The organism is Paraburkholderia graminis C4D1M (assembly GCF_000172415.1).
GTDB classification, from domain to species: domain Bacteria; phylum Pseudomonadota; class Gammaproteobacteria; order Burkholderiales; family Burkholderiaceae; genus Paraburkholderia; species Paraburkholderia graminis.
Genome location: NZ_ABLD01000011.1, coordinates 65,245 through 89,336 on the forward strand (window position 1 = coordinate 65,245; position 24,092 = coordinate 89,336).

Here is a 24,092-nt window from a genome sequence, read left to right on the forward strand (position 1 = left end):
ATCACGATGAGCGAAACCGCACTTGATGCCGGCAACGAACGGTTCGGCCACGACGCAGCGGCGCGCGAGTTGCCCGCGGCGTCGCCACGTCGCAATGCGCGGCTGCGCGCGCTTGCCTGGCGCCTTGCACCGTGGGTCTTGCCCGCCGTGCTGCTCGCCTTATGGGCGACCGGTTGCGAGCGCGGCTGGATCGCACCGCAGATCTTGCCGCCGCCCGAGCGCGTGTTCGACACCTTCGTCGAACTGGCGAGAAGCGGCGATCTCGCAAGCAATACGTTGATCAGTCTGCAACGTGTGCTGGTCGGCTTCGCTGCGGGCACGCTGCTCGGCTTCGCGCTCGGCGCGGCGCTCGGCCTGTCCCGCACTTTCGAAGCGTATGTGCTGCCGAGCTTCAATGCGCTCGTGCAGATTCCGGTGCTCGGCTGGCTGCCGTTTCTGTTGCTGCTCGTCGGCGTCGGCGAGCCGCTCAAATACATTCTGATCGCGCATGCCGCGCTCGTTCCGGTGACGTTGAGCACGCTGCAAGGGTTTCGCCAGACGCCCGCATCGCTCGATGAAGTCGCGCGTGTCTTTGCGTACAAGCGCTGGCAACGGATCGTCTATCTGGTCGTGCCCGCCGCCGTGCCCACGCTCGCGACAGGCGTACGGCTCGCGTTCACCAAAGCCTGGCTCGCACTGGTGGTGGTCGAACTGGTCGCGTCTTCGGAAGGGCTCGGCTATCTGATCGTCTACGGCCGGCAACTGTTTCAACTCGATCTGGTGATGGCGTCGGTGGTCGTAGTCGGCGCTATCGGTTACGCAATGAATCGTTCGCTCGACGCACTCGAAGCGCGCTTGCGGCGCGGTCAACCGTCGGCGTTTCGCGAGTAATGACGAGTAGCGACGACCCAGTGCCGGGTCGCATCGCGTCGCATCGCCCATGAGGTATTCACGATGAGTCTTGCTGTCTTTAAGCGGTCCGCCGAAGCATCTAAGCAGTCGACGAAGACGTTGTCGTGCGACTGCGGCGACAACGTGCCCGCCGCCTTCGCGCGTGCCGCGCGACCGCGCAAGCCACTGATCGCACGCGTCGACTGGCGTGGCGCCGTCTTGCCGATTGCAGCCATTGCAATCTGGTGGGCGATCTCCGAAGCGCACGTCGTCAAGAGCGGCTTGCTCGTCAGCCCCGCGCAGGTGCTGGCCACCGCCTCGCAGCAAATCGTCAGCGGCGCGCTGTTCAAGGCGCTTTCCGCGTCGCTCGCGCGTGAAGCAAGCGGCTTCGTGATCGGCACGCTAGGCGGCCTGCTGCTCGGCAGCGCGCTCGGCTTCTCGCGGCTCGCCACGCGCATGATCGGCCCGAGCTTCGACACGTTCAAACAGATTTCGCTGTTCGCGTGGATTCCGTTGATTTCCGTGTGGTTCGGTCTCGGCGATGCAGCGAAGGTCGTGTTCCTCTCGCTCGCAGCGTTGCTGCCCGTCGCCGCGCATACGTGTGACGGCATTCATGCGGTGCCGCGCGCGTACATCGAAGTCGCGCGCGCTTTTCGCTATTCGCGCTGGCAACTGATCCGCGCAGTCATTCTGCCGGCCGCGCTGCCGTCGATTTTCACGGGCCTCTATCTCGCGCTGATCTATTCGTGGCTCGCGACGCTGGGCGCGGAATATCTGCTCGTGGCAGGCAGCGGAATCGGCAATACGCTGATCGACGGCAGCGAGCAGTTCCGCATGGATCTGGTGCTGTTCGGCGTGGTCGTGGTCGGCGTGACCGGCTGGGCGCTGAACGCATTGGCGCGCGCGGTCGAACGGGCGATGTTTGCGCGCCGTTCGGAGGCGGCCGCCCGATGAACACGCCACACATTGCATTGCACACCGAGGTCCGCACATGACGTCTTCCACGCTGTCCGACAGCATCGACATTCTTCACGTCAGCAAGCGCTATGCGCGGCAAGACGGTACGCCGCTCGCGGTTCTCGACGACATCAGCCTGCGGGTACGCCCCGGCGAATTCGTCAGCGTGCTCGGATCGAGCGGTTGCGGTAAATCGACGTTGCTGCGGTTGATCGCGGGACTCGACACCGATTACAACGGCGAGATTGTCGTCGCCGGAGACAAGGTGCGCGACACGTCGCTCGAGCGCGGCATCGTGTTTCAGGATCATCGACTGTTTCCGTGGCTCACGGCGTCGCAAAACGTCCTGGCCGCGTTGCGCAATGCGCCGCTATCGGCGAAACAGAAGCGCGATGCGGTCGCGCAGCACATCGCGCTCGTCGGCCTGAACGGTTTCGAGCATGCGTATCCGCATCAGTTGTCGGGCGGCATGGCGCAGCGTGTGGCGATCGCGCGCGGACTCGTGAACCGGCCACGCGTGCTTCTGCTCGATGAGCCGTTCAGTGCGCTCGACGCGCTCACGCGCGGCCGTTTGCAAGACGAGTTGCAACGCATCTGGGAACACGAAGGCATCACGATGATTCTTGTCACGCACGACGTGGACGAAGCGCTTTATCTCGGCGATCGGGTCGTCACGATGGCGCCGCGGCCGGGCCGGATCAAACGGATCGTGGATGTCGCGCTGCCTCGTCCGCGCGACCGCAACGATCCCCGCTTCATTCGTTTGCGCGAGGAAGTGCTGGCCGATTTCGCCGGGCACGAGGACGATACGCCGCACGGCGGCACGCGCATTCCGATAGTCAATCCGCCGATCACCGAATGGCGGCTCGCGTGGTGACACCCGCGGCATTCCCACACCTGGATCATTCACGGAGATCACGATGAGCGGTGAAAATCGCCACAAGCGGCAAATCAAACTCGGCGCGTTCCTGATGGAGACGGGCCACCATATCGCCGCATGGCGGCATCCGGATGCGCACGCGAGCGGCGGCCTCGACTTCGCGCACTATGCGGAACTCGCACGGATCGCCGAGCGCGCAAAATTCGACGCGGTGTTTTTCGCCGACAGCGTGAGCGTGCGCGACACGAATCTGCCCTCGCTATCGCGCACCGCGCGCGCCGATCATTTCGAACCGTTGACGTTGCTCTCCGCGCTTTCGGTCGTGACGAAAAACATCGGCCTGATCGCCACGGTCTCCACCACGTTTAACGAGCCGTATAACGTCGCCCGCAAATTCGCGTCGCTCGATCATCTGAGCGGCGGGCGCTCGGGCTGGAACCTCGTCACATCGAGCACCGAATCGGAGGCGCTCAATTTCAGTTTCGAGCGCCATCCGGACCACGCGGTCCGCTATGAGCGCGCGCGCGAGTTCTACGACGTGGTGGCCGGCCTGTGGGATAGCTGGGAAGACGACGCGTTTGTCCGCGACAAGGACAGCGGCGTCTATTTCGACCCGGACAAGCTGCATGTACTCGGTCACACAGGCAAGCACTTCAAGGTGCGTGGACCGTTGAACGTCGCGCGTTCGCCGCAAGGATGGCCGGTCGTCGTGCAGGCCGGCGCATCGGAAGCCGGGCGCGAGCTCGCCGCGCAAACCGCCGAGGTGATCTTCGTCGCGCATCAGACGCTCGAGGAAGCGCAGTCGTTCTATCGCGACATCAAAGGCCGCCTCGCGAAGTATGGCCGTGCGCCGGATCATCTGAAGATCATGCCGGGCATTTTTCCGATCGTCGGCCGCACGCAGGAAGAGGCCGACGCGAAATTCGCCGCGCTGCAGGACCTGATTCATCCGACCGTCGGGCTATCGCTGTTGTCGAACATGTCGGGCGGCGTGGACCTGTCGCAGTATCCCGTCGACGGCCCCCTGCCCGAGCTGCCCGAAACGAACGGCGGCAAGAGCCGTCAACGCCTGCTGTTCGATCTCGCGCGGCGCGAGAACCTGACGATCCGCGATCTCTATCTGCGCATTGCCGGCGCACGCGGACACCAGCAGGTGGTCGGCACGCCGCAAAGCATCGCGGATCAGTTGCAGCAATGGTTCGAGGAAGAAGGCGCCGACGGCTTCAACATCATGTCGCCGTGGTTGCCGGGCGGCCTGACGGAGTTCGCCGAACACGTCGTGCCGGAACTGCAACGGCGTGGACTTTTCCGCACCGAATACGAGGGGCGCACGCTGCGCGAGAACCTCGGACTGCCGCGGCCTGCAAACCGCTATACCAACCTCACAAAACAGGTGCCCGCGGTCGCGGGATATTGACGCAACCTGTTCTCTTTTCCAGGAGCCTAGCATGAGCGCAGCCGCATTGCAGGACACGCAGTCGATTCAGGTGAACCCGCTTTCCGCGCACATCGGCGCGGAAATTCATGGTGTCGATCTCACGCAAAAACTCGATGCGCGGCAAGTCGCGGAAATTCGCGCGGCGCTTCTTAGATGGCGCGTCGTGTTCTTTCGCGAGCAGTTTCTGACGCACGAGCAGCACATCGCTTTCTCGGCGCAGTTCGGCGAGCTGACGGTGGGGCATCCCGTGTTCGGCCACGTCGACGGTCATGCGGAAATCTACTCGATCTCGAAGTATCGCCAGGCAACGCGTTTCGAAGGGCAAACGCTGCTGCGTCCGTGGACTGGCTGGCACACCGACGTGACGGCCGCCGTCAATCCGCCTTGGGCGTCGATCCTGCGCGGCGTGACGATTCCGCCGTATGGCGGCGACACGCAGTGGACCAACCTCATGGCTGCGTATCAGAAGCTCTCCGCGCCGTTGCGCGCGTTCGTCGACGGTCTGCGCGGCCTTCACCGCTTTGCGCCGCCCGCCGGCGCAAGCGGAACGGAAGCATTCGTCAAAGCCGTCGAGCAACGCATTCTCGTGACCGAGCATCCGCTCGTGAGAGTGCATCCGGAAACCGGCGAGCGCGCGCTCTATGTGAGCCCGAGCTTCCTGAAGTCGATCGTCGGCGTGACGCCGCGCGAGAGCCAGGCGCTGCTCGAACTGCTCTGGGAACATGTGACGCGGCCGGAGTTCACCGTGCGCTTCAAATGGGAAGCAGGCAGCGTCGCGTTCTGGGACAACCGCGCGACGGCTCACCTCGCGCCCTCCGATATTTTCGATCTCGAGTTCGACCGGCAGTTGTACCGCACGACGCTGGTCGGCGATGTGCCGGTCGGGCCGGACGGTACGCCTTCGGTGGCGATTGAAGGCTCGCCGGTGAGCGCTGCGGCCGCGGTCGCGTTGAACTGAGTGCGATGCCGAGCCGAGGCGACGCGAGGAAAGACGATGCGCTCAGAGGTCGCGCGTGCGCGGAATCACGACCGCCTGGCCATGCAGTTTGCCTTGCTCATCGAGAAGCTGCCACAGCGTGGCTTCCTCGATCATGAAGCGCCGGCCTGACTGTGTCACGCGCACGCCCTTGTAGCCCGCTTCATAACCGAGCCGCTCCACGCGTGCAAGGAACTGCTGCCGCTCCTCGCGATTCGGGGCTTCTGCCGAGAGCCGGGACGGCAGCCTGGTGATTTCGTCCCAGCTATATTCGAAGCGGCGCTGCGCCGCCTTGTTGCCATAGATAAAGACCGGATCGGGATCGGTGTTGTGCGCAAGCACGGCGAACGGCGCGTGCTCGTAAAGCCATTCGGCGGCGTCGGCGGCAGACATGGGCTGCGGCACCAGCGGGACGCCGAGCAAGCGGGTGTAACTATCGCTGAGAAGCTGGTAGAAAGCGGGATCGCGGTGGAGTGGGGTCATCCAGGGCATCGTTACGGAGATCGGGGTCTCTGGGCAATGAAAGGCGTCTACGATACAGCATGCCCGTCACGTCCGTCATGCCGGCGAGCGCCCCGCTCGGCAATTGAAACTCATCATCAAGCCCACACCATCAGTGCACGCATGCGGTGCGATTCCGGCATGCGCCGGTGCGCGCAATCACCGGAACGGGGCGCAAACGCACTGTGACATCGCCAGATACGGCGATTTCCGCGTGGCACGCTTCTCGCTCTAAAAGGAGCGCAAGGAGCCGGCGCCTCATCCGGTTCAACACAATCTGGAAATGGACGGCTAGGGTTCCGGCCTGCTTCACGCAGGCGCTGGTCCGAGAGCTGTCGACCTCAGGCGAGGTTACACGGCGGGACAAAAGCCCGGGAGAGAACGCGATGTTTTGCGCTGCTCCCTGCCGTCGCTAACCGTCCCTTCCGAGGTCAACCTCATGCGCAAGCTCGTACGCTTTCTCGGCATCGCCGCCGTCTCCCTCGCCGCTTTCGCTTCCACCTCCGCCTCCGCCGCGGGCCGCACCGACTTCAAGGTTTGCTGGACCATCTACGCCGGCTGGATGCCGTGGGGCCAGGCGAAGACTCAGGGCATCGTCTCCAAGTGGGCCAAGAAGTACGGCATCAATGTCGATGTCGTGCAACTGAACGACTACGTCGAATCCATCAACCAGTACACCGCCGGCAAGTTCGACGGCTGCGCGATGACCAACATGGATGCGCTGACCATTCCGGCCTCGGGCGGCGTGGACTCGACGGCGCTGATCGTCAGCGACTACTCGAACGGCAACGATGGCGTGCTCATCAAGGGCAAGGGCAAGCAGATCGCCGACCTGAAGGGCAAGCAGATCAACCTCGTGCAGTTCTCCGTCTCGCACTACCTGCTGGCACGCGCGCTCGAAAGCGCGCATATGAGCGAGCGCGACCTCAAGGTGGTGAACACGTCCGACGCCGACATCTCCGGCGCATTCGCAACGCCTGCCGTGCAGAACACGGTGACGTGGAACCCGATGCTCGCGGACCTGAAGGCGCAGCCGAACGTCACCGAAGTCTTCGACTCGAGCAAGATCCCCGGCGAAATCATGGACATGATGGTCGTCAACACGAAGACGCTGCACGACAACCCCGCACTCGGCAAAGCGCTGACAGGCGCATGGTTTGAAATGGTCGCGCTGATGCACGCGAACAACGCTGACAGCAGCGCCGCGCTCACCGCAATGGCCAAGGCTTCGGGCACCGACCTCGCGGGCTTCAAGGGTCAACTGTCCACCACCGCCCTCTTCTACACGCCGAAAGCCGCACTCGATTTCGTCACCAGCCCGGAGATGCCGAAGATCATGACGCGCGTCGCCAGATTTTCGTTCGATCATGGCCTGCTCGGCCAGGATGCGAAAAGCGCGGACGTGGTCGGCATGGCGTTCGACAAAGGCGTCGTGATCGGCAACAAGAGCAACGTGAAGCTGCGCTTCGATCCGACCTACGTCGAAATGGCCGCGGCCGGCAAGCTCTGAGCGAGACATTCACGCATTCGACAAGGCGGCCATTCATGCGACTCATCAATCGACATCCCAGCCGAAGCGGCGGCCTCATGCTGCTGGTGATGCCGTTCATCGTGCTGATTGCGGTGTATTTCACGGGGTCGTCGATGCGGCTTGCAGTCAATCCCGACGACAAGCTGCTGCCCGCCGCGACGCAGATGAGCGAAGCCATCAAGCAAGCCGCTTTCACCGAAGACAAACGCACGGGCGAATACCTGCTGTGGGCCGACACGGTTTCGAGCTTGCGGCGGCTCGGTATCGGCCTCCTGGTGAGTGCCGTGATTGCACTGGCAGCCGCCATCGCGACCGGCTCGTTTCCGCTCGTCAGCGCGACGTTTTCGCCGTTCATCACGGTCGTTTCGATGATCCCGCCGCTCGCCGTGCTGCCGATTCTCTTCATCGTGTTCGGGCTCGACGAGTTGTCGAAGGTGGTGCTGATCGTGGTCGGCATTACGCCGATGATCATTCGCGATCTGCATTCGCGCGCCCGCGAAATTCCGGCCGAATTGTGGGTCAAGGCGCAAACGCTCGGCGCCAATAGCTGGACGTTGATTCTGCGTCTCGTGCTGCCGCAGTTGCTGCCGCGTCTGCTGGTGGCGATCCGTCTGTCGCTCGGTGCGGCGTGGCTTTTTCTGATCGCGGCGGAAGCGATCGCGTCGACCGACGGCCTCGGCTACCGCATTTTCCTCGTGCGCCGCTACCTCGCGATGGACCTGATCCTGCCTTACGTCGCGTGGATCACGCTGCTCGCGTGGCTGATCGACGAGTGCCTGCGCCGCGTGACGCAGTGGTCGTTTCCCTGGTTCGGAGGCGCACGATGATCGAAGTCCGCAACGTGTGGAAGGAATACGGCGATCAGGTCGTGCTCGAACGATTGAACCTGCGTATCGAAGCGGGCGAGTTCTGTTCGCTGGTCGGCGCGTCGGGTTGCGGCAAGTCGACGTTCCTGCGGCTTCTGCTCGGCCAGGAGCGCGCGACGCGCGGCGACATTCTGCTCGACGGTCAACCGTTGCCCGCAGAGCCCGACGCGCATCGCGGCGTGGTGTTTCAGCGCTATTCGGTATTCGATCACCTCACGGTGCTTCGCAACGTGATGCTTGGGCTCGAGCTGCCGCGCGCGACATTCACCGGCCGGCTGTTCGGCGCGCAACGGCGTGCCGCGCGTGACGAGGCCGCGGCGATGCTCGACCGCGTCGGCCTCGGCGCGGCGTTGGACAAGTATCCGCAGCAACTGTCGGGCGGCATGCAGCAGCGCCTCGCGATCGCGCAGGCGCTGATGATGAAGCCGCGCGTGTTGCTGCTCGATGAACCGTTCGGCGCGCTCGATCCCGGCATCCGCAAGGACATGCATGACTTGCTGCTGAGCCTGTGGCGCGAATCGAAGCTCACCGTCTTCATGGTCACGCACGATCTGAAGGAAGGCTTCACGCTCGGCAGCCGCGTGCTGGTATTCGACAAGGTTCGCGTCGATCCGCAGGCGCCCGGTGCCTACGGCGCGCGCATCACCTACAACATTCCGCTCGACCACAGCCGCGATTCGGCCTCGTCCCTCCATATGGCTCAGGCCGTGGTGGAAGGTGCATCGCGTGTCGAAGCGGTCTCAGCCTGACAGGAATCTCAACATCATGGATCTGCTACTCGAAGAAACCGTCCCCGGCGGCGGGCATGCATCGCTGATCGTCAAGCGCGGCCAGTCGTTGCGCGTGACCGATCTGCGCGGCGGCGCGAACGTCAGCGTGTTGCTGTTCAATGCAACGGAGAAAAGCGAACGGCTCAACCTGCCCGATACGCTGAAGTGCCAGCACACGGCGAAGCTCACGGCCGGCCATTGCCTGTACTCCGACATGGGCCGCGTGCTCGCCGCCATCGTGGCGGATACGTGCGGCTGGCACGACAGCATCGGCGGCGTATCGAATGCGGACGAAGTGCAGGAACGCTATGGCGTGGGCCGCTATCAGGAACGACGCAATGCGTTCTATCGAAACGGCGCCGACAACCTGCTCGTCGAAATGGGCAAGTGGGGACTCGGCATTCAGGACCTGCTGATGACGCTCAATCTGTTCAGCCGCGTCGACGTGACGGATGCGGGCGCGCTCGACTTCGTAGCGGGCAATTCGAAGGCCGGCGACTACGTCGATCTCTATGCGCCGATGAACACGCTCGTCGTGCTCACCGCGATCCAGCATCCGCTCGACCCGAATCCGGAATACGCGCCGAAGCCGGTCAAGCTCGAGTTGAGCCGCGCCGAGCCAGGCGTCGCCGAAATTTGCCGAACCGCCTGCGAGGAAAACGTGCGCGGCTTCATCAATACCGATCGTTTCTTTCTTTGAGCGGAGCGCGACACCATGACAACGACGCTGACCGTCAGCGATAAACGCCCCGAACACGCGGTCTTTCGCGAGACACTCGCGGCCGGCGAGCCGTGGCTTCACGAACTCAAAGCCGGGCAGACGCTGCGCATTCTCGATCTGGAAGGCAATCAGGCCGTCGATACGCTGTTCTACAGTCTCGCCGATCCGCGCGAGCGCTTCGATCCGCAACGCACGCTGCGTCGGCAGAAAAGCCTTTATCTGACGACCGGCACCGTGCTGTATTCGAACCTGGGCAATCCGCTGCTGACGATCGTCGCCGATACCTGCGGCCGTCACGACACGCTCGGCGGAGCGTGCGCGCAGGAAAGCAACACCGTGCGTTACGCGCTCGAAAAGCGCTACATGCATAGCTGCCGCGATAACTACCTGCGCGCGTGCGCGCACGACGGACGTTTGTCGAAGCAGGACATCGGCGCGAACATCAACTTCTTCATGAACGTTCCGGTGACGTCCGAAGGCGGCCTCACATTCGAGGACGGCATTTCGGCGCCAGGCAAGTACGTCGAATTGCGCGCGGAAATGGACGTGATCGTGCTGATCTCCAACTGCCCGCAGTTGAACAATCCGTGCAACGCCTACAACCCGACTCCCGCGGAGCTGCTGATATGGAACTGACGCGTGTTCGCCACTGGCTTTACTACGTCATGCTGGTTCGCTCGGGACGATGCTGTCGCTGCACGCGCGAGCAACTGACTCGAGCGGATCGATAAAGCCTCTTTGAAGCCGGTCTCTGCCGCGGACGACCGCGGCATGCATTCCCACGTGGCGGGACGGCCCGCCCACGAATCAAGCTCCCTTCATGTTCGAGAAAATCCTGATCGCGAATCGCGGCGCGATTGCGTGCCGCATCCTTAGAACGCTGCGCGAACTTCAAGTAACGGGTGTCGCGGTTTATGCCGAAGCGGATCGCGCGAGCCGTCATGTGAGCGAGGCGCCTATTGCGCATGGTCTCGGCGACGGACCAGCAGCGGCGACCTACCTTGATGTGCAAAAGATTCTCGAGATCGCTCGCCGCGAGAACGTTCAGGCGATTCATCCGGGCTATGGTTTCCTGTCGGAGAACGCGAGCTTCGGCGAAGCGTGCGAAGCGGCAGGCATCGCGTTTATCGGACCGACGCCCGCGCAATTGCGGGCATTCGGCCTCAAGCACACGGCTCGCGCGATCGCGGCGGAACAAGGCGTGCCGATGCTCGAAGGCACGGGCCTGCTCGACGATCTTCCGGCGGCGCTCGATGCAGCGGCATCGATCGGCTATCCGGTGATGCTGAAAAGCACGGCGGGCGGCGGCGGTATCGGCATGCGGGTGTGCTGGAACGTCGACGAACTGAGCGCGCATTTCGACGTGGTCAAACGGCTCGGCCAGAACAATTTCAGCGACGCCGGCGTGTTCCTCGAAAAGTATATCGAGCGGGCGCGGCATCTCGAAGTGCAGGTCTTCGGCGACGGGCACGGCGATGCGATTGCGCTCGGCGTGCGCGATTGCTCGGTGCAGCGGCGCAACCAGAAAGTACTCGAGGAAACGCCTGCACCGTGTTTGCCGGAGGGCATGCCGGCCGCACTCTGCGATGCCGCCGTGAAGCTCGCTAAAGCGGTGAGTTATCGCTCGGCCGGTACGGTCGAATTCGTCTACGACAGCGCCGCGCAGCGCTTCTACTTTCTCGAAGTAAACACGCGCCTGCAAGTCGAGCATGGCGTGACCGAACAGGTCTGGGGCGTCGATCTCGTACGCTGGATGATCGAACTCGCTGCGGGCACGCTCGCGCCGCTGCAAGAACTCGCAGCAGGACTGAAGCCGCAAGGACACGCTATTCAGGCGCGTCTTTATGCGGAGGACCCAGGCCGCGATTTCAAGCCGAGCCCCGGCCTATTGACCGACGTCGCGTTTCCAACCGCCGACGGTCGCGCGCTGCGCATCGATACATGGATCGAAGCGGGTTGCGAAGTACCGCCCTACTTCGATCCGATGCTGGCGAAGGTGATCGCGTGGTCGCCGACGCGCGACGAGGCACGCCGTTCACTCGGTCAGGCATTGCAGAACACGCGCATCTATGGCGTCGAAACGAATCGCGACTATCTCCGGCAGATTCTCGACGACCAGCCGTTTGCGTCGGGCGAACCGTGGACGCGCTGCCTCGAAGGCCTTCACTATCGCGCGACCACCGTCGAAGTGGTGAGCGGCGGCACGCAGACGACCGTGCAGGATCATCCGGGACGTCTTGGCTATTGGGCAGTCGGCATTCCGCCTTCGGGTCCGATGGATGACCGCGCGCTGCGGCTCGGCAACCGGCTGCTCGGCAATGCGGCAGACGCAGCCGCGCTCGAAATCACCATGAGCGGACCGACGTTGCGCTTCAACACGGATGCCGTCGTGGCGGTGACGGGCGCGCATCTGTCCGTATCGCTCGACGACATCGAGCAGCCGTTGAACACCACGCTGTTTGTTCGCGCCGGTTCGACGCTCGCGCTCGGCACGATCCGCGGCGCCGGCGCACGCGCGTATCTGTGCGTGCGCGGCGGCTTCGATGTCGCGATGTATCTCGGCAGCCGCAGCACGTTCACGCTCGGCCAGTTCGGCGGACATGGCGGGCGAGCGTTGCGGGCGGGCGACGTGCTGCATCTTCACGCGTTGCGCGACGACAGTGCGGGTGTTGCGCTTGCCAATGTTCCGAAGCTGGAAACCGTGCGGACGCTGCGCGTGATTTATGGTCCGCATGGCGCGCCGGAGTATTTCACGCCGCGTTATATGGAACGGTTCTTCGACACCGAATGGGAAATTCATTTCAATTCGAGCCGTACCGGCGTGCGGCTGATCGGACCCAGGCCCGAGTGGGCGCGCGAGGACGGCGGCGAGGCCGGGTTGCATCCGTCGAACATTCACGATAATCCGTATGCGGTGGGCGCCGTCGATTTCACCGGCGACATGCCCGTGATTCTCGGTCCCGATGGTCCGAGTCTTGGCGGCTTCGTTTGTCCGGTGACGATTATCGAGGCGGACTTGTGGCAAATCGGCCAGTTGAAAGCCGGTGACAAAGTGCGCTTCGTACCCGTTCGAATCGATGAAGCGCGCGAGGCGGCACAACAACGTCTGCGTGAATTGCAGACGCTCGAATTCGATGCGAAGCCGGTTCCTATCGCGAACGCAGCACCGCTCGTATCGCCGGTCGTGCTCGATACCGGCGCGGATCGCGAACGGCTCGTCGCGCGAGTATCCGGCGACACGCATCTGCTGCTCGAAATCGGTCCCGCAGAACTCGACCTCGTATTGCGTTTTCGCGGTCACGCGTTGATGCAGTCACTCGAAGCGATGGCATTGCCCGGCGTGATCGATCTGACGCCCGGCATCCGCTCGCTGCAGATTCACTATCAATCTGAACGCTTGCCGTTGCAGCAGTTGCTCGCGATCGTCGAGCGTGCATGGCAGCATGTTCTGTTGCAGAAGGACTTGCGCGCGCCGTCACGCATCGTGCATCTTCCGCTGTCCTGGGACGATCCCGCGTGCCGGCTCGCCATCGACAAATACATGACGACGGTGCGCAAGGACGCGCCGTGGTGTCCGAGCAATCTGGAGTTTATCCGCCGCATCAACGACCTCGATTCGATCGACGCCGTGAAGCAGATCGTCTTCGATGCGAGTTATCTTGTGATGGGACTCGGCGATGTCTATCTCGGCGCGCCGGTCGCGACGCCGCTCGATCCGCGTCATCGGCTGGTGACGACCAAGTACAACCCGGCGCGTACGTGGACGGCCGAGAACTCGGTGGGCATCGGCGGCGCGTATCTGTGCGTGTATGGCATGGAAGGGCCTGGCGGCTATCAGTTCGTCGGCCGCACGTTGCAGATGTGGAATCGCTATCGCGACGTCGCCGAGTTCGCGGGGCGCCCGTATCTGCTGCGCTTTTTCGATCAGATCCGTTTCTACGAAGTCACTGCCGACGAATTGCAGCGTATCCGCGCGGACTTTCCGCTGGGGCGTTATCCGCTGAAGATCGAAGAGACTGAACTGTCGCTGGCGGATTATCAAACGTTTCTCACGCGCGAATCGGCCGGCATCGAGCAATTCCGCGTGCGTCAGCAAGCGGCGTTTCAGGCCGAGCGCGAACGATGGCGCGAAGCGGGATCGGCGGAGGAAAGTTTCGAGCCGCCTGTCGCTGACGATGCGGAACTCGCGCCGCTGAAAGACGGCGACATCGCCGTGGACAGCGAGATCGCGGGCAGTCTCTGGCAAGTGCGCGTGAATTCCGGCGATACGGTTGAGGCCGGCGACGTGCTGCTCGTCATCGAGTCGATGAAGATGGAGATCTCCGTTTGCGCGCCGTGCGCGGGCACTGTCGGCGAGATTTATGTGGCGCCTGGCTCCGCGGTGCGGGCGGGGCAACGCGTCGCGGTAATCGAACGCCTTTGAACCTTCCTGGAAAATTATCCATGTCTTCATTCGATTTGCGCCTCTCCACGCTGCGCGCCGCTTACCTTAACGGGACGATGACGCCGCGCAAGCTGATCGGCGAACTGCTGGCGAAAGCGGCTGCACTGAATCCCGAGTTTCATCTGTTCATCCACCTTCTGAGCGAGGCGGAAATCGCGCCATATCTGGAGTGGCTCGATACTCAGGATGTCGAATCATTGCCGCTCTACGGCATTCCGTTCGCGATCAAGGACAACATCGATCTCGCCGGTATTCCGACTACCGCAGCGTGCCCTGCTTTCTCCTATACGCCCGCCGAGTCGGCGACGCTCGTCGCGCAGTTGATCGCGCTCGGCGCCGTGCCGCTCGGCAAGACCAATCTCGACCAGTTCGCTACCGGCCTGAACGGCACGCGTTCGCCGTACGGCAAGTGCCGCAACAGCGTGCATCCCGAGTATCCGTCGGGTGGATCGAGCGCGGGGTCGGCGCTGGCCGTCGCGCTCGGCGTCGCGAGCTTCGCGCTCGGCACCGACACAGCCGGCTCGGGCCGCGTGCCGGCGGGCCTGAACAATCTCGTCGGGCTCAAGGCGACCAAGGGTCTGCTATCGACAGCCGGCGTCGTGCCGGCCTGCCGCACGCTCGATTGCGTGACCTATTTCACGGCGACCGCGCGCGAAGCCAGCGAACTGCTCGCGCTCACCGCGCACGCCGATCCTCGCGACGCATACAGCCGCAGAAATCCGCAATGGAATGACGCGCGCGCGTTCGGCAACCTGACTCGCTTCCGGTTCGGCGTGCCGTCGAAGCTCGAATTCGCGGGCTGCGCCGAAAGCCCGGCGTTGTTCGCGAAGGCCCGCGCGATGCTCGAAGCCGCGGGTGGCGAAGCCGTCGAAATCGACTTCGCGCCGTTCGTCGAAGCGGCGAATCTGCTTTATCAAGGGCCGTGGGTCGCGGAGCGCTACACCGTCGCGGGAGAGTTGATCGAGGCTAATGAAGAGGCTGTGTTACCGGTGATTCGCGACGTACTCGCGAAAGCGCCCGGTGCCACCGCGGTCGAGCTTTTTCGCGCGCAATATCGTCTGCAAGCGCTGAAGGTCACGTGCGACGCCGCGCTTGAATCCGTGGACTTCGTTCTCACGCCGACCTATCCGCGTCCCGTTACGTTAGCGGAACTGGAGCGCGACCCGATCGGACCGAACTCGCTGCTCGGCTACTACACGAACTTCATGAATCTGCTCGACTATGCAGCGGTGGCGACGCCGACCGCATTCATGAAAAATGGCTTGCCGTGGGGCGTGACCGTGTTCGGTCGCGCGTTCACGGATCAGTATCTGTTGAGCGTGGCGGACACGTTACAGCGAATGAGCGGAGTCGAATGCGTGGGAGGCAATGCGCCTGATGCGAGCAACGGGCGAGCAGCAGCCAACGACCGCATACGCGTCGCGGTATGCGGCGCTCACATGCAGGGCCTGCCGCTCAATCGCGATCTGCTTCGTCGTGGCGCGCGCCTGGTGGAAGCGACGCAAACCGCTCCGCACTACCGCTTATCCGCACTGGCCGCCACGCCGGACGGCACGAGGCGGCCCGGCATGTGGCGAGTGCCCGATGGAGGCGCCGCGATCGCCGTCGAAGTATGGGAGATGCCGAGCCTGGAACTGGGCTCGTTCATCGCAACCATCCCGTCGCCGCTTGGGCTCGGCAAAGTCGAACTCGCGGACCGCACGTGGGTCACGGGCTTTGTGTGCGAGCCTTATGGCGTGGAGTCCGCGGTCGACATCAGCGAGTTCGGCGGCTGGCGAGCGTGGCTCGCCAGCGAGCGCAAATAATGCGCTTAAAGCACGCCCCGCGACGCCAGATTGCGATACAGCGCGCGCACCCCGAAAGTCCACGGGGCGACCTCGGTACTCAGGCGCACGGTGTTGATTAGCGCACCGAGTTCCGGCGTCGAGATGGTCACCTTGTCGCCAAGGTGATGCGTGAAGCCGCCGCCTTTCGTGTCGCGGTCCTTGATAGGCGAAAACATCGTGCCGAGGAACAGCATGAAACCATCGGGATACTGGTGATGGCGCCCCCACGTCTGCGCGACGAGATCCTCGGGGTCGCGACTGATCTCGCTCATGTGGCTCACGCCCTCGAGGACAAAGCCATCGTCCGACCCTTCCACGCGCAGCGCAACGCTTGTCGCGCGGATCGAGTCGAGATCGAACGATTCGTCGAACAGACGCACGAAAGGACCGATCGAACAGGACGCGTTGTTGTCCTTGCATTTGCCCAGCAGCAGCGCCGAGCGGCCTTCAATGTCGCGCAGGTTGACGTCGTTCCCTAAGGTCGCGCCGACAATTTCTCCGCGGCTGTTGACCGCAAGAACGATCTCCGGCTCCGGGTTGTTCCAGTTCGACGCAGCCAGCAATCCGACGTCTGCGCCGAAACCTACTGCGGACATCGGCTGCGATTTCGAAAATACTTCGGCATCCGGACCAATTCCGACTTCCATGTACTGGGACCACGCGCCGCGTCGTTCGAGTTCCGCCTTGAGCTTCATCGCTGCTTCCGAACCCGGCTTGATTTTCGACAAGTCGGTTCCGATAGTCGCGGCGATGGTTTGCCGCACTTCTTGCGCTTTGCTGGCGTCTCCGCCCGCCTGCTCTTCAATCACGCGCTCGATGAGGCTCACCGCGAACGTGACGCCGCATGCCTTGATCGCCTGCACGTCGTTGGGCGCAAGCAGTCGCGGTGCGTGCTCCTGCACGGCGCCAAGGTTTGCTTCCACCAGCGTCTGCACAGAGCCAAGCGCTTCACCCGCAACCGTCCGCGCAAACTGAACGACGTCTTCACGGTCGAACAGGTCGGCCGTGGTCGACGCGCTCGCAGTTATATCCAGCACTTCGCCGTTGCGGACCACGACGACCGACGGCCCTTCATACGCGGCGGTTTTGCGCCAGACGCGGCCGACAAGCAGCGCCCGCTCGACATCGTGCGGCAGATAGTTAGTAGCGAATCGTGAAGTCATGGTAGCGATTGTCTCCGTGTATGTTGGCAGATCATGTCGGCGCAACGTATCGCCGATTGAAGTCAGTGTCGATAGTCTAGTGGGAATGCCGCGGGTTGCCGCGCTCTTCGATGACTTTCAGATAGAGCGTCGCGGGCTCGAGGCATCCGCCCGTGGACAACTGCCCGACGGTTTGCCGATATAGCTCTTGCCACGGGGTCTGTGCCGGCGGAATCGAGATGCTGACTGTCTCGCGGCGGCGTGCAAGCTCTTCGTCATCGACCAGCACGTTCACCGAACGCGCGTTCAGGTCGACACGCACGCGGTCGCCTGTTTGCAGCAGAGAGAGTCCGCCGCCCACGGCCGCCTCGGGCGACATGTTGAGGATCGAAGGACTCGCCGAGGTTCCGCTTTGCCGGCCGTCGCCCATCGTCGGAAGAGACGTTATGCCCTGGCGCACGAGCGCGGCGGGAGGCGCCATGTTGACGACCTCGGCGCTGCCCGGATAACCCACGGTGCCCGCGCCGCGGATAACGAGAATGCAGTGCTGGTCGATCTCGAGCGACGGGTCGTTGATGCGCGCGTGATAATCCTCGGGTCCCTCGAACACGATTGCCCTTGCTTCGAAGGCGTTTTCCGCACCGGGCTCGCTCAGATAGGTATTGCGGAAAGCATCGCCGACGACCGACATCTTCATGATCGCGCTGTCGAAGAAGTTGCCCGACAGCACGATAAAACCAGCGCCATGCTTGAGCGGCTCGTCGGTGGTCTTGATGACTTCACGGTCCGGTTCGGCTGCACGATCGGCGATAGCACCAACGAACTCGCCCGACACGGTCAAGCACTCACGATGCACGAGGCCAGCGCGGTCCAACTCGCGTAGTACTGCGGGAACGCCGCCCGCGCGATGGAAGCTCTCGCCGAGATACTCGCCGGCGGGCATGCAATTGACGATAAGCGGCACGTTTTCGCCGACGCGCTGCCAGTCATCCAGACTCAGTTCGATACCCATATGACGGGCAATCGCGATCAGGTGCGGCGGACAATTACTCGACGCGCCCAGCGCCGACGCCACGACAATCGCGTTCTCGAATGCGGCCTTCGTCATGATCTTCGACGGCCGTACGTCGTCCCGCACGAGGTCGACGATACGCTTGCCGGTCGCATACGCCATCTGCCCTCGCTCCCTGTACGCTGCCGGGATGCTCGCGCAGCCAGGCAGCGACATGCCGAGCGCCTCGGCGAGACTGTTCATCGACAACGCCGTGCCCATCGTATTGCAATGACCAATGGACGGCGACGAGGCGGTGGTCAGTTCCATGAAGCCTTCGTAGTCGATCTCGCCCGCCGCGAGCAGATTGCGCGCGTGCCAGATGACCGTTCCCGACCCGACCCGTTTGCCGTGATGCCAGCCGTCGAGCATCGGGCCGCCCGACAACACGATGGCCGGCATATCGACCGTTGCGGCCGCCATCAGGCAAGCCGGCGTGGTCTTGTCGCAGCCCGTCGTCAGCACGACGCCATCCAGCGGGAAGCCGTGCAGGATTTCCACCAGACCGAGGTACGCGAGATTGCGGTCGAGCGCCGCCGTGGGACGGCGGCTCTGTTCCGCGAGCGGGTGAACCGGAAACTCCATCGGAATGCCGCCGGCGTCCCGAATGCCCGCCTTCGTGCGCGCCGCGAGTTCGATGTGGTGACGGTTGCACGGCGCGAGATCGCTGCCTGTCTGCGCAATACCGATGATCGGCCGGCCCGACTGCAATTCCTCGCGCGTGAGGCCATAGTTCATGAAGCGCTCAACGTAAAGCGCGGTCATGTCCGCATTGGCGGGGTCGTCGAACCATTCCTGGCTGCGCAACCGCCTTGAATTGAGTTGAGTCATCGCTTGTACTCCTCGTTCGATGTCTTGACGATATGGTAGCCACTATCGCCGTGATTGCCGCTTGCCTCTAGCTTCGTCGCGACATTTTTTGCAGGCGTTGTTATCGGTAACATTTTTGGATGTTATCACGCTGCGCGGGCATCGTGCAGCAGAAAAGGCTACGCGCTTTCGCGTGCAATGACGGTGTAATCGATGGTTAATTTGCGGCGCTGCGGCACCGCTTGTGCGCTGACCGAACCGAGCGACGACAGCAGTAGCTTGCCGGTGCGTGAGCCGATGCCATACGCGTCGACGGAGACCGTGGTAATGGTCGGATGACAGCAAACGGCAACTTCGAAATTGCCGAAGCCCGCCACTGCGATGTCCGCGGGAACGCTGAGCCCGCGGCGGTGGCATTGCATGATGGCGCCGAACGCCGACATGTCGCTCACGCACATGACGGCGTCGGTGTCGGGCCACTGTTCGAGAAGCGCGTCGAGCGCCGGAGCGCCGTGGCTCATCGTGATAGGCGACTCGCCGAAGCGGATCACGCGAGGCTCGCCGAGCCCTTGCGCTTTCATCTCCTGCTGATAGCCCTTCAGGCGCTCGAGACCGCGTCGATCGAGGTCGCTGGCGCCGGCCAGAAAACCTATCTTCCGGTAACCACGCTCCTTCAGATATCGGACCATCTCGCGCGCTGCGCGGGCGTTCGAAAAGCCCACTGCCATATCGATCGGATTCGCCGGCAAGTCCCACATTTCCACGACGGGTATGCGCGAGCGCTGGAGCAGTTGCCGTGTCCCTTCAGTGTGCTGCGAACCCGTCAGCGCGATGCAGCGAGGCTGGTATCGGAGCATTGAGCGAACCAGCCGTTCTTCGCGAACGAGGTCGTAGTCGGTGTCGCCTATCAGGAGTTGCAAGCCGTGTGGTTCGAGTGTGGCCGATAGTCCGCGCACCGTATCCGAGAAGTTGGAACTCGCCAGAGACGGCACCAGTACCGCGACAAACTCCGACCTGCCGGACGAGAGTGCGCCTGCCGCGGCGTCGGCCACGTAGCCGAGTTTGTCGATTGCCTGCTGCACGCGCTCGCGGGTTGCCGGCGCGACGCTGTGCCCGGCGAGTACGCGCGACACCGTCATCTTCGAAACGCCCGCGATGCGCGCAACGTCGGACATGCGAGGCGGGCTCGCTTGCGGGTCGCTGACGACACGGTCGTTGATGCGGGTAGTGCCCATCGGTCTCGGGGTTGGGTTGCCTGAATGTTGTTCGAATGTTGCCTGAATGCGCGAGTCGGCGGAATACGGCAGCACCGGCTGGCAGCGACTGAGCATGATACGACACTCGGTACGGGGCGCCTAAGTAGATTCCCCTGGCTTGCCGTTTTGGGCCGCGTCGTGCTACCTTCGTTACCGATAACATTTTCGCCGCCAGCAACGTTTCGTCCCGATATGTTATCGGTAACATAAATAGCAGCGCACGGCGAGCATGTATGAGCGGCACGACGTACCGGTGCATGACAACGAGATGCTAAAAGCGGTCTCCGCTTTAACGGGACCGTTCGAGACACACCAAAAAGGAGACAGTCCCATGCCAACCCTCACTCAGGCGGCAGCCGCGCCGGCGGTAGCCAACGAGGTCGAAGAACAGTTGTATCGCAAGGTCTTGAAGCGCATCCTGCCGTTGCTGCTTCTATGCTATGTCGTCGCGTATCTCGACCGCGTCAATGTCGGATTCGCGAAGCTGCAGATGCTCGACTCGCTCGGCTTCAGCGACGGCGTCTATGCCGTGGGCGCCAGCATTTTCTTCTGGGGCTACTTCTTCTTTGAAATGCCCAGCAATCTTCTTCTGCATCGCTACGGCGCGCGTTTCTGGATTGCACGGATCATGGTGACATGGGGCATCGTCTCCTCGTCACTCGCCTTCATTTCCCCGCTTTCGCACTTTTTTCATGTCGAGACTTCGACGATGTTTTACACGCTCCGGTTTCTGCTCGGAGTATGCGAGGCTGGGTTCTTTCCCGGCATCATCCTGTATATGAATTACTGGTTTCCGGCCAGGCGCCAAAGCGTGGCGATGTCTGGGTTCCTGATTGCCATTCCGGTCAGCCTGACGCTCGGCGGCATCGTCTCCGGCTGGTTGATGGAAAACACGCACGGTCTGCTCGGCATGGGAGGCTGGCAATGGATGCTTCTACTCGAGGGCATTCCTTCTATTCTGGTCGCGTTCGTCGTGCTTTTCCGTATGGGCGACGGAATTCAATCGGCGACCTGGCTCACATCGTCCGAGAAAGCACTGCTTCAAAGAAATCTCGAACAGGAAAGTTCTAAAAAGACACACAAGGTTGGCGCAGCGCTGAGAAGCCCGCGCGTCTGGTTGCTGACGTTCATTCTTCTCACGTTCAATACCGGCTTTTACGGGTTGGCCTTCTGGCTACCGTCAATTATCAAAGCTTCGGGTGTGAAGAGTACTTTGAACATTGGCCTGTTGACCGCCATTCCCTACCTTAGCGCCGTCGTGGCAATGCTTTGGAACGCATCGCACTCGCGCAAGACCGGGGAGCGCAGATTGCATGCGGCTATTCCTGCGTTCATCGGTGGCGTCGGTCTGATTTTGAGTGCGCTGTTCGCGAACAATGTTCCGGTGTCGATTGTGTTTCTGACGATTTCGACCTGCGCGATTCTCGGCCTGATGCCGATTTACTGGACCTTCCCAGGACAGATTCTTTCGGGCACCGCTGCCGCTGCGGGCATTGCGCTCATCAACTCCGTCGGCAACCTGTCCGGCTTCACGGGCTCGATGATTACGAGCATCGCTAAAGACCTGACCGGCAATATCAACAATGGTACGTATGCCTTGGGCGCATGCCTGCTTGTCAGTTGCGTGCTTATTTTGTCGATTCCGAAGAGCATGCTGAACAAGGACCCGGTTCAAGACGCATGAGCGAATCGTCGCTGGCGCGATCGGGAGTCACATCTTGGTCACACCTATCTCAGACCGGAGTGAAGACGATCGCGCCATCGTTCTCGACTTGCGTGAAGGTGCGCAGGAATCGATAAGGTTGCCCGCCAATCAGCAGGTCGTTCCGGCCAGACTGCGTCGCTTCCAGTATCGAGCTCACCGCGGCGTTGCTGATTGAGCCGGAACGGGTCCATTCGTCGGCGGGCACGCTCGCGTCGCCGATGTATAGGGCGCTCGAGTCGGAGAGCCCCGTCGCACGACGATGAAGCTGACGCCTTTGCTCAGCGCGAGTTCGAGGTATTCGCCAAGCGCCGCGAGCGCCTCAGGGCTCGATGATGGGGTCTCCGACTGATACGTGGTCATAATGCCGCCCGAGGTAGTTCGACTCAATGTCCCATGCTACCAGCAGCAGCGTGACAGATGGAATCAGCCGCTTGCGAACCGCGTCGGGCGCGAGAGGATCACACTTGATTTGATGCTATCTCGACGGGCGTCCGGCGCGTCCTTTGAGTGATTTTGCCGCACCACGCGCGTGTCGCTCGACGTCCACGTCCCACGGCGCCGGCGACGGAAAAACTTCTTGCAAGAAAGCGATAAACGCTTTCACCGCGGGATTGCTCCGGCGACTCTCGGGCCATATCGCGTGAAGCTGAAACCGGTCGTAAGCGTACTCGAACAGCACGGGAACGAGTTCGCCACGTTTGACGTACGGGGCCGCGATATAGGTGGCCGAAATGCCGATGCCGGCACCGGCTGCGAGCGCCGTGGCGATGGCATCGCTCAAGTCCATCGTCAGCCCTGACGGCGGCGACAACTCCAATAGCTTGTCTCCCATCCAGAACGGCCGGACGGCTGGCTGCCCCGTCGATTGATAGCGGAAGTTCACGCAATCGTGGCTCTGCAGGTCGCTCGGGTGCCGGGGCGTGCCGCGCGCCTTCAAATAATCCGGCGACGCAAACGCGCATATCCGATGCGGAGCGAGCCGGCGTGCAATCAGTCTCGTGTCGCCCGGATCGCCGACGCGAACCGCAACATCGATCCCCTCCTCGATCAGATCGACAATCCGGTCGCTCAGTCGAACGTCGACGTTCACCTTCGGAAAGCGCTTGCGAAATTGCGGCAACGCGGCAGCAAGAATGTGCACGCCAACGGGAAGCGACGTCGCCACCTTGAGCGTGCCGGCCGGCTCGGCGCGAGCCGCGGCCACAGCCTGCTCAATGTCTTCCGCTTCGCGCAGCAGACGTTGCGTCCTTTCGAGCAGATCGCGGCCTTCAGGCGTCAGCGTCAACGAGCGCGTTGTCCGGCTGAACAGCTTGAGCCCGAAGTGCTGCTCGAGCCGTTGCACGCTTTTGCTGATCGCGGACGGCGAAACCGCGAGCGAACGTGCGGCGGCCGTATAGCTGCCGAGCGACGCGGCACGCGCAAACGCCATGAGCCCGGTGAGTCGTTCGATTTGTTCCATGATGGCACTATTAAAGCGATGTCCGGCCCAATTATCAAGCTGTGCGTCGTCAATTAATCTTCTTTCCAACGACGCCAACGGGCGTTCATCCCTGGAGAAGAAAATGACTAACGCAGTGCAGGCAGGCAACGCGGCGCAACTCGCGGACAAGACGGTGCTGGTTTTCGGCGGCACTTCGGGTATCGGGCTCCAGGCCGCGATTCAGGCCAAGCAGGCAGGCGCGCAGGTCATCGTTGTGGGCCGCAACGCGGCTGCCGCCGAACAGGCGGCGAAAGACCACGGTTTCGCGGGATGGCGCGCTGCGGACGTCACCGACGCCGATTCGCTCCAACGCGCCGTGAAGGACATAACTCGCGTCGACCATCTGGTGCTGCTGGCCGGCACATTCGTCGCGAGCAAGGTGCGCGACGCCGAGGTGGCGTATCTGCGTCAGGCGTTGGAGGAGCGTATCTGGGCCGCCGTCCATGTGATCCGCGCATTGGGCGATCGCCTGAGCAAGGACGGCTCGATCACGCTGATCTCCGGCAGCCTCGCGGATCGTCCGAACGCTTATGGGACTGCGGTACTCGGCGCGGCGTCGGCGGCAATGGAGGCGCTCGCTCGCGGTCTTGCCCTCGAGTTGGCGCCGGTTCGCGTCAATGCGCTGTCACCGGGACCGATCGACACACCCATCTTTCACAAGGCGCTGGGCGAGGCCCGCGACGGCTTTATCGAAGGACTCAAGCAGACTCTGCCGCTGCACCGCTTGGGCACTGCCGCCGAGGCGGGTGCGGGCGTGGTGTTCCTGATGACCAATGGCTTCATGAACGGCGTCACGCTGAATCTGGATGGCGGCGCCCGACTGGTTTGAATCAAGAAAGCCTGCGCAGCGGCGGCTCGCGCGCTATAA

At 62.7% G+C, this 24,092-nt stretch carries 20 protein-coding genes and 1 riboswitch; of the genes, 14 read left to right on the top strand and 6 right to left on the bottom strand.

Translation table 11 applies throughout. The features are described 5' to 3' along the window. The first annotated feature begins 6 nt into the window (after positions 1–6). The 5 genes from BGRAMDRAFT_RS18550 to BGRAMDRAFT_RS18570 all read left to right on the top strand — a co-directional run bounded on the left by BGRAMDRAFT_RS18550 (position 7) and on the right by BGRAMDRAFT_RS18570 (position 5,103). A complete protein-coding gene (locus BGRAMDRAFT_RS18550) occupies positions 7–870 on the top strand; it encodes an ABC transporter permease (protein ID WP_006050343.1) in 864 nt (287 codons plus the stop codon). Between the two features lie 63 nt (positions 871–933). Further along, the gene (locus BGRAMDRAFT_RS18555; RefSeq protein WP_006050344.1) at positions 934–1,824 is read left to right on the top strand and encodes an ABC transporter permease; all 891 of its coding nucleotides are present in this window, start codon (positions 934–936) and stop codon (positions 1,822–1,824) included. A gap of 37 nt (positions 1,825–1,861) precedes the next feature. Next, complete coding sequence (locus tag BGRAMDRAFT_RS18560; protein WP_006050345.1) at positions 1,862–2,704, top strand: ABC transporter ATP-binding protein; 843 nt, start codon at positions 1,862–1,864, stop codon at positions 2,702–2,704. Positions 2,705–2,747: 43 nt separating this feature from the next. Next, positions 2,748–4,124 carry an LLM class flavin-dependent oxidoreductase gene (locus tag BGRAMDRAFT_RS18565; protein ID WP_006050346.1) on the top strand — a complete coding sequence of 459 codons (1,377 nt, stop codon included), beginning with the start codon at positions 2,748–2,750 and terminating at the stop codon, positions 4,122–4,124. A 31-nt stretch (positions 4,125–4,155) separates the two neighbouring features. Further along, on the top strand, positions 4,156–5,103 hold the full coding sequence (locus BGRAMDRAFT_RS18570; protein ID WP_006050347.1) for a TauD/TfdA dioxygenase family protein: 948 nt from the start codon (positions 4,156–4,158) through the stop codon (positions 5,101–5,103). Between the two features lie 42 nt (positions 5,104–5,145). Here BGRAMDRAFT_RS18570 and BGRAMDRAFT_RS18575 read toward each other — a convergent pair whose 3' ends face one another. Beyond that, a complete protein-coding gene (locus BGRAMDRAFT_RS18575; protein ID WP_044021358.1) occupies positions 5,146–5,604 on the bottom strand; it encodes an MEKHLA domain-containing protein in 459 nt (152 codons plus the stop codon). 298 nt (positions 5,605–5,902) lie between these two features. Then, a riboswitch (guanidine-I (ykkC/yxkD leader) is annotated at positions 5,903–6,002 on the top strand. Positions 6,003–6,061: 59 nt separating this feature from the next. On the opposite strand from BGRAMDRAFT_RS18575, the gene BGRAMDRAFT_RS18580 reads away from it, so the two are divergent. The 7 genes from BGRAMDRAFT_RS18580 (at position 6,062) to atzF (ending at position 15,759) form a co-directional block, all read left to right on the top strand. After that, a complete protein-coding gene (locus BGRAMDRAFT_RS18580) occupies positions 6,062–7,132 on the top strand; it encodes a putative urea ABC transporter substrate-binding protein (protein ID WP_006050349.1) in 1,071 nt (356 codons plus the stop codon). A 35-nt stretch (positions 7,133–7,167) separates the two neighbouring features. Next, positions 7,168–7,980 carry an ABC transporter permease gene (locus BGRAMDRAFT_RS18585; RefSeq protein ID WP_006050350.1) on the top strand — a complete coding sequence of 271 codons (813 nt, stop codon included), beginning with the start codon at positions 7,168–7,170 and terminating at the stop codon, positions 7,978–7,980. Then, positions 7,977–8,768, top strand: coding sequence for an ABC transporter ATP-binding protein (locus BGRAMDRAFT_RS18590; RefSeq protein WP_006050351.1), 792 nt, complete (start codon positions 7,977–7,979; stop codon positions 8,766–8,768). Before BGRAMDRAFT_RS18585 ends, BGRAMDRAFT_RS18590 begins: the two co-directional genes overlap by 4 nt. 16 nt (positions 8,769–8,784) lie before the next feature. Continuing rightward, positions 8,785–9,489, top strand: coding sequence for an urea amidolyase associated protein UAAP1 (locus BGRAMDRAFT_RS18595; RefSeq protein WP_006050352.1), 705 nt, complete (start codon positions 8,785–8,787; stop codon positions 9,487–9,489). A 15-nt stretch (positions 9,490–9,504) separates the two neighbouring features. Next, the gene (locus BGRAMDRAFT_RS18600; protein ID WP_006050353.1) at positions 9,505–10,146 is read left to right on the top strand and encodes an urea amidolyase associated protein UAAP2; all 642 of its coding nucleotides are present in this window, start codon (positions 9,505–9,507) and stop codon (positions 10,144–10,146) included. 184 nt (positions 10,147–10,330) lie between these two features. Next, complete coding sequence (gene uca / locus BGRAMDRAFT_RS18605) at positions 10,331–13,933, top strand: urea carboxylase (protein WP_006050354.1); 3,603 nt, start codon at positions 10,331–10,333, stop codon at positions 13,931–13,933. A gap of 20 nt (positions 13,934–13,953) precedes the next feature. Beyond that, positions 13,954–15,759: an allophanate hydrolase gene (gene atzF / locus BGRAMDRAFT_RS18610; RefSeq protein ID WP_006050355.1), complete on the top strand. Its 1,806-nt coding sequence runs from the start codon at positions 13,954–13,956 to the stop codon at positions 15,757–15,759. A gap of 5 nt (positions 15,760–15,764) precedes the next feature. Here atzF and BGRAMDRAFT_RS18615 read toward each other — a convergent pair whose 3' ends face one another. The 3 genes from BGRAMDRAFT_RS18615 to BGRAMDRAFT_RS18625 form a co-directional block, all read right to left on the bottom strand. Continuing rightward, the gene (locus BGRAMDRAFT_RS18615; RefSeq protein ID WP_006050356.1) at positions 15,765–16,943 is read right to left on the bottom strand and encodes a fumarylacetoacetate hydrolase family protein; all 1,179 of its coding nucleotides are present in this window, start codon (positions 16,941–16,943) and stop codon (positions 15,765–15,767) included. A 76-nt stretch (positions 16,944–17,019) separates the two neighbouring features. Then, positions 17,020–18,804, bottom strand: coding sequence for an IlvD/Edd family dehydratase (locus BGRAMDRAFT_RS18620; protein ID WP_006050357.1), 1,785 nt, complete (start codon positions 18,802–18,804; stop codon positions 17,020–17,022). A 158-nt stretch (positions 18,805–18,962) separates the two neighbouring features. After that, positions 18,963–20,018 carry a LacI family DNA-binding transcriptional regulator gene (locus tag BGRAMDRAFT_RS18625; protein WP_175130893.1) on the bottom strand — a complete coding sequence of 352 codons (1,056 nt, stop codon included), beginning with the start codon at positions 20,016–20,018 and terminating at the stop codon, positions 18,963–18,965. 352 nt (positions 20,019–20,370) lie between these two features. Between BGRAMDRAFT_RS18625 and BGRAMDRAFT_RS18630 the strand changes: the two genes are divergently transcribed. Next, positions 20,371–21,723, top strand: coding sequence for an MFS transporter (locus tag BGRAMDRAFT_RS18630; RefSeq protein ID WP_006050359.1), 1,353 nt, complete (start codon positions 20,371–20,373; stop codon positions 21,721–21,723). Between the two features lie 49 nt (positions 21,724–21,772). On the opposite strand, the gene BGRAMDRAFT_RS35415 is transcribed toward BGRAMDRAFT_RS18630, so the two are convergent. Both BGRAMDRAFT_RS35415 and BGRAMDRAFT_RS18640 read right to left on the bottom strand, forming a co-directional pair. Further along, the gene (locus BGRAMDRAFT_RS35415) at positions 21,773–21,949 is read right to left on the bottom strand and encodes a hypothetical protein (protein WP_232292294.1); all 177 of its coding nucleotides are present in this window, start codon (positions 21,947–21,949) and stop codon (positions 21,773–21,775) included. Between the two features lie 270 nt (positions 21,950–22,219). Next, the gene (locus BGRAMDRAFT_RS18640; RefSeq protein WP_006050360.1) at positions 22,220–23,203 is read right to left on the bottom strand and encodes a LysR family transcriptional regulator; all 984 of its coding nucleotides are present in this window, start codon (positions 23,201–23,203) and stop codon (positions 22,220–22,222) included. A gap of 103 nt (positions 23,204–23,306) precedes the next feature. Between BGRAMDRAFT_RS18640 and BGRAMDRAFT_RS18645 the strand changes: the two genes are divergently transcribed. Beyond that, the gene (locus tag BGRAMDRAFT_RS18645) at positions 23,307–24,053 is read left to right on the top strand and encodes an SDR family oxidoreductase (protein ID WP_006050361.1); all 747 of its coding nucleotides are present in this window, start codon (positions 23,307–23,309) and stop codon (positions 24,051–24,053) included. Positions 24,054–24,092 lie beyond the last annotated feature (39 nt).

What these genes read in the sequence shown, in the direction of transcription:
- uca (WP_006050354.1), top strand. Translation starts at nt 10,331, where the DNA reads ATGTTCGAGAAAATCCTGATCGCGAATCGCGGCGCGATTGCGTGCCGC.
- BGRAMDRAFT_RS18570 (WP_006050347.1), top strand. Translation starts at nt 4,156, where the DNA reads ATGAGCGCAGCCGCATTGCAGGACACGCAGTCGATTCAGGTGAACCCG.
- BGRAMDRAFT_RS18560 (WP_006050345.1), top strand. Translation starts at nt 1,862, where the DNA reads ATGACGTCTTCCACGCTGTCCGACAGCATCGACATTCTTCACGTCAGC.
- BGRAMDRAFT_RS18600 (WP_006050353.1), top strand. Translation starts at nt 9,505, where the DNA reads ATGACAACGACGCTGACCGTCAGCGATAAACGCCCCGAACACGCGGTC.
- BGRAMDRAFT_RS18645 (WP_006050361.1), top strand. Translation starts at nt 23,307, where the DNA reads ATGACTAACGCAGTGCAGGCAGGCAACGCGGCGCAACTCGCGGACAAG.
- BGRAMDRAFT_RS18565 (WP_006050346.1), top strand. Translation starts at nt 2,748, where the DNA reads ATGAGCGGTGAAAATCGCCACAAGCGGCAAATCAAACTCGGCGCGTTC.
- BGRAMDRAFT_RS18615 (WP_006050356.1), bottom strand. Translation starts at nt 16,943, where the DNA reads ATGACTTCACGATTCGCTACTAACTATCTGCCGCACGATGTCGAGCGG.
- atzF (WP_006050355.1), top strand. Translation starts at nt 13,954, where the DNA reads ATGTCTTCATTCGATTTGCGCCTCTCCACGCTGCGCGCCGCTTACCTT.
- BGRAMDRAFT_RS18620 (WP_006050357.1), bottom strand. Translation starts at nt 18,804, where the DNA reads ATGACTCAACTCAATTCAAGGCGGTTGCGCAGCCAGGAATGGTTCGAC.
- BGRAMDRAFT_RS18585 (WP_006050350.1), top strand. Translation starts at nt 7,168, where the DNA reads ATGCGACTCATCAATCGACATCCCAGCCGAAGCGGCGGCCTCATGCTG.
- BGRAMDRAFT_RS18555 (WP_006050344.1), top strand. Translation starts at nt 934, where the DNA reads ATGAGTCTTGCTGTCTTTAAGCGGTCCGCCGAAGCATCTAAGCAGTCG.
- BGRAMDRAFT_RS18595 (WP_006050352.1), top strand. Translation starts at nt 8,785, where the DNA reads ATGGATCTGCTACTCGAAGAAACCGTCCCCGGCGGCGGGCATGCATCG.
- BGRAMDRAFT_RS18590 (WP_006050351.1), top strand. Translation starts at nt 7,977, where the DNA reads ATGATCGAAGTCCGCAACGTGTGGAAGGAATACGGCGATCAGGTCGTG.
- BGRAMDRAFT_RS18575 (WP_044021358.1), bottom strand. Translation starts at nt 5,604, where the DNA reads ATGACCCCACTCCACCGCGATCCCGCTTTCTACCAGCTTCTCAGCGAT.
- BGRAMDRAFT_RS18640 (WP_006050360.1), bottom strand. Translation starts at nt 23,203, where the DNA reads ATGGAACAAATCGAACGACTCACCGGGCTCATGGCGTTTGCGCGTGCC.
- BGRAMDRAFT_RS18625 (WP_175130893.1), bottom strand. Translation starts at nt 20,018, where the DNA reads ATGGGCACTACCCGCATCAACGACCGTGTCGTCAGCGACCCGCAAGCG.
- BGRAMDRAFT_RS18580 (WP_006050349.1), top strand. Translation starts at nt 6,062, where the DNA reads ATGCGCAAGCTCGTACGCTTTCTCGGCATCGCCGCCGTCTCCCTCGCC.
- BGRAMDRAFT_RS18550 (WP_006050343.1), top strand. Translation starts at nt 7, where the DNA reads ATGAGCGAAACCGCACTTGATGCCGGCAACGAACGGTTCGGCCACGAC.
- BGRAMDRAFT_RS18630 (WP_006050359.1), top strand. Translation starts at nt 20,371, where the DNA reads ATGCCAACCCTCACTCAGGCGGCAGCCGCGCCGGCGGTAGCCAACGAG.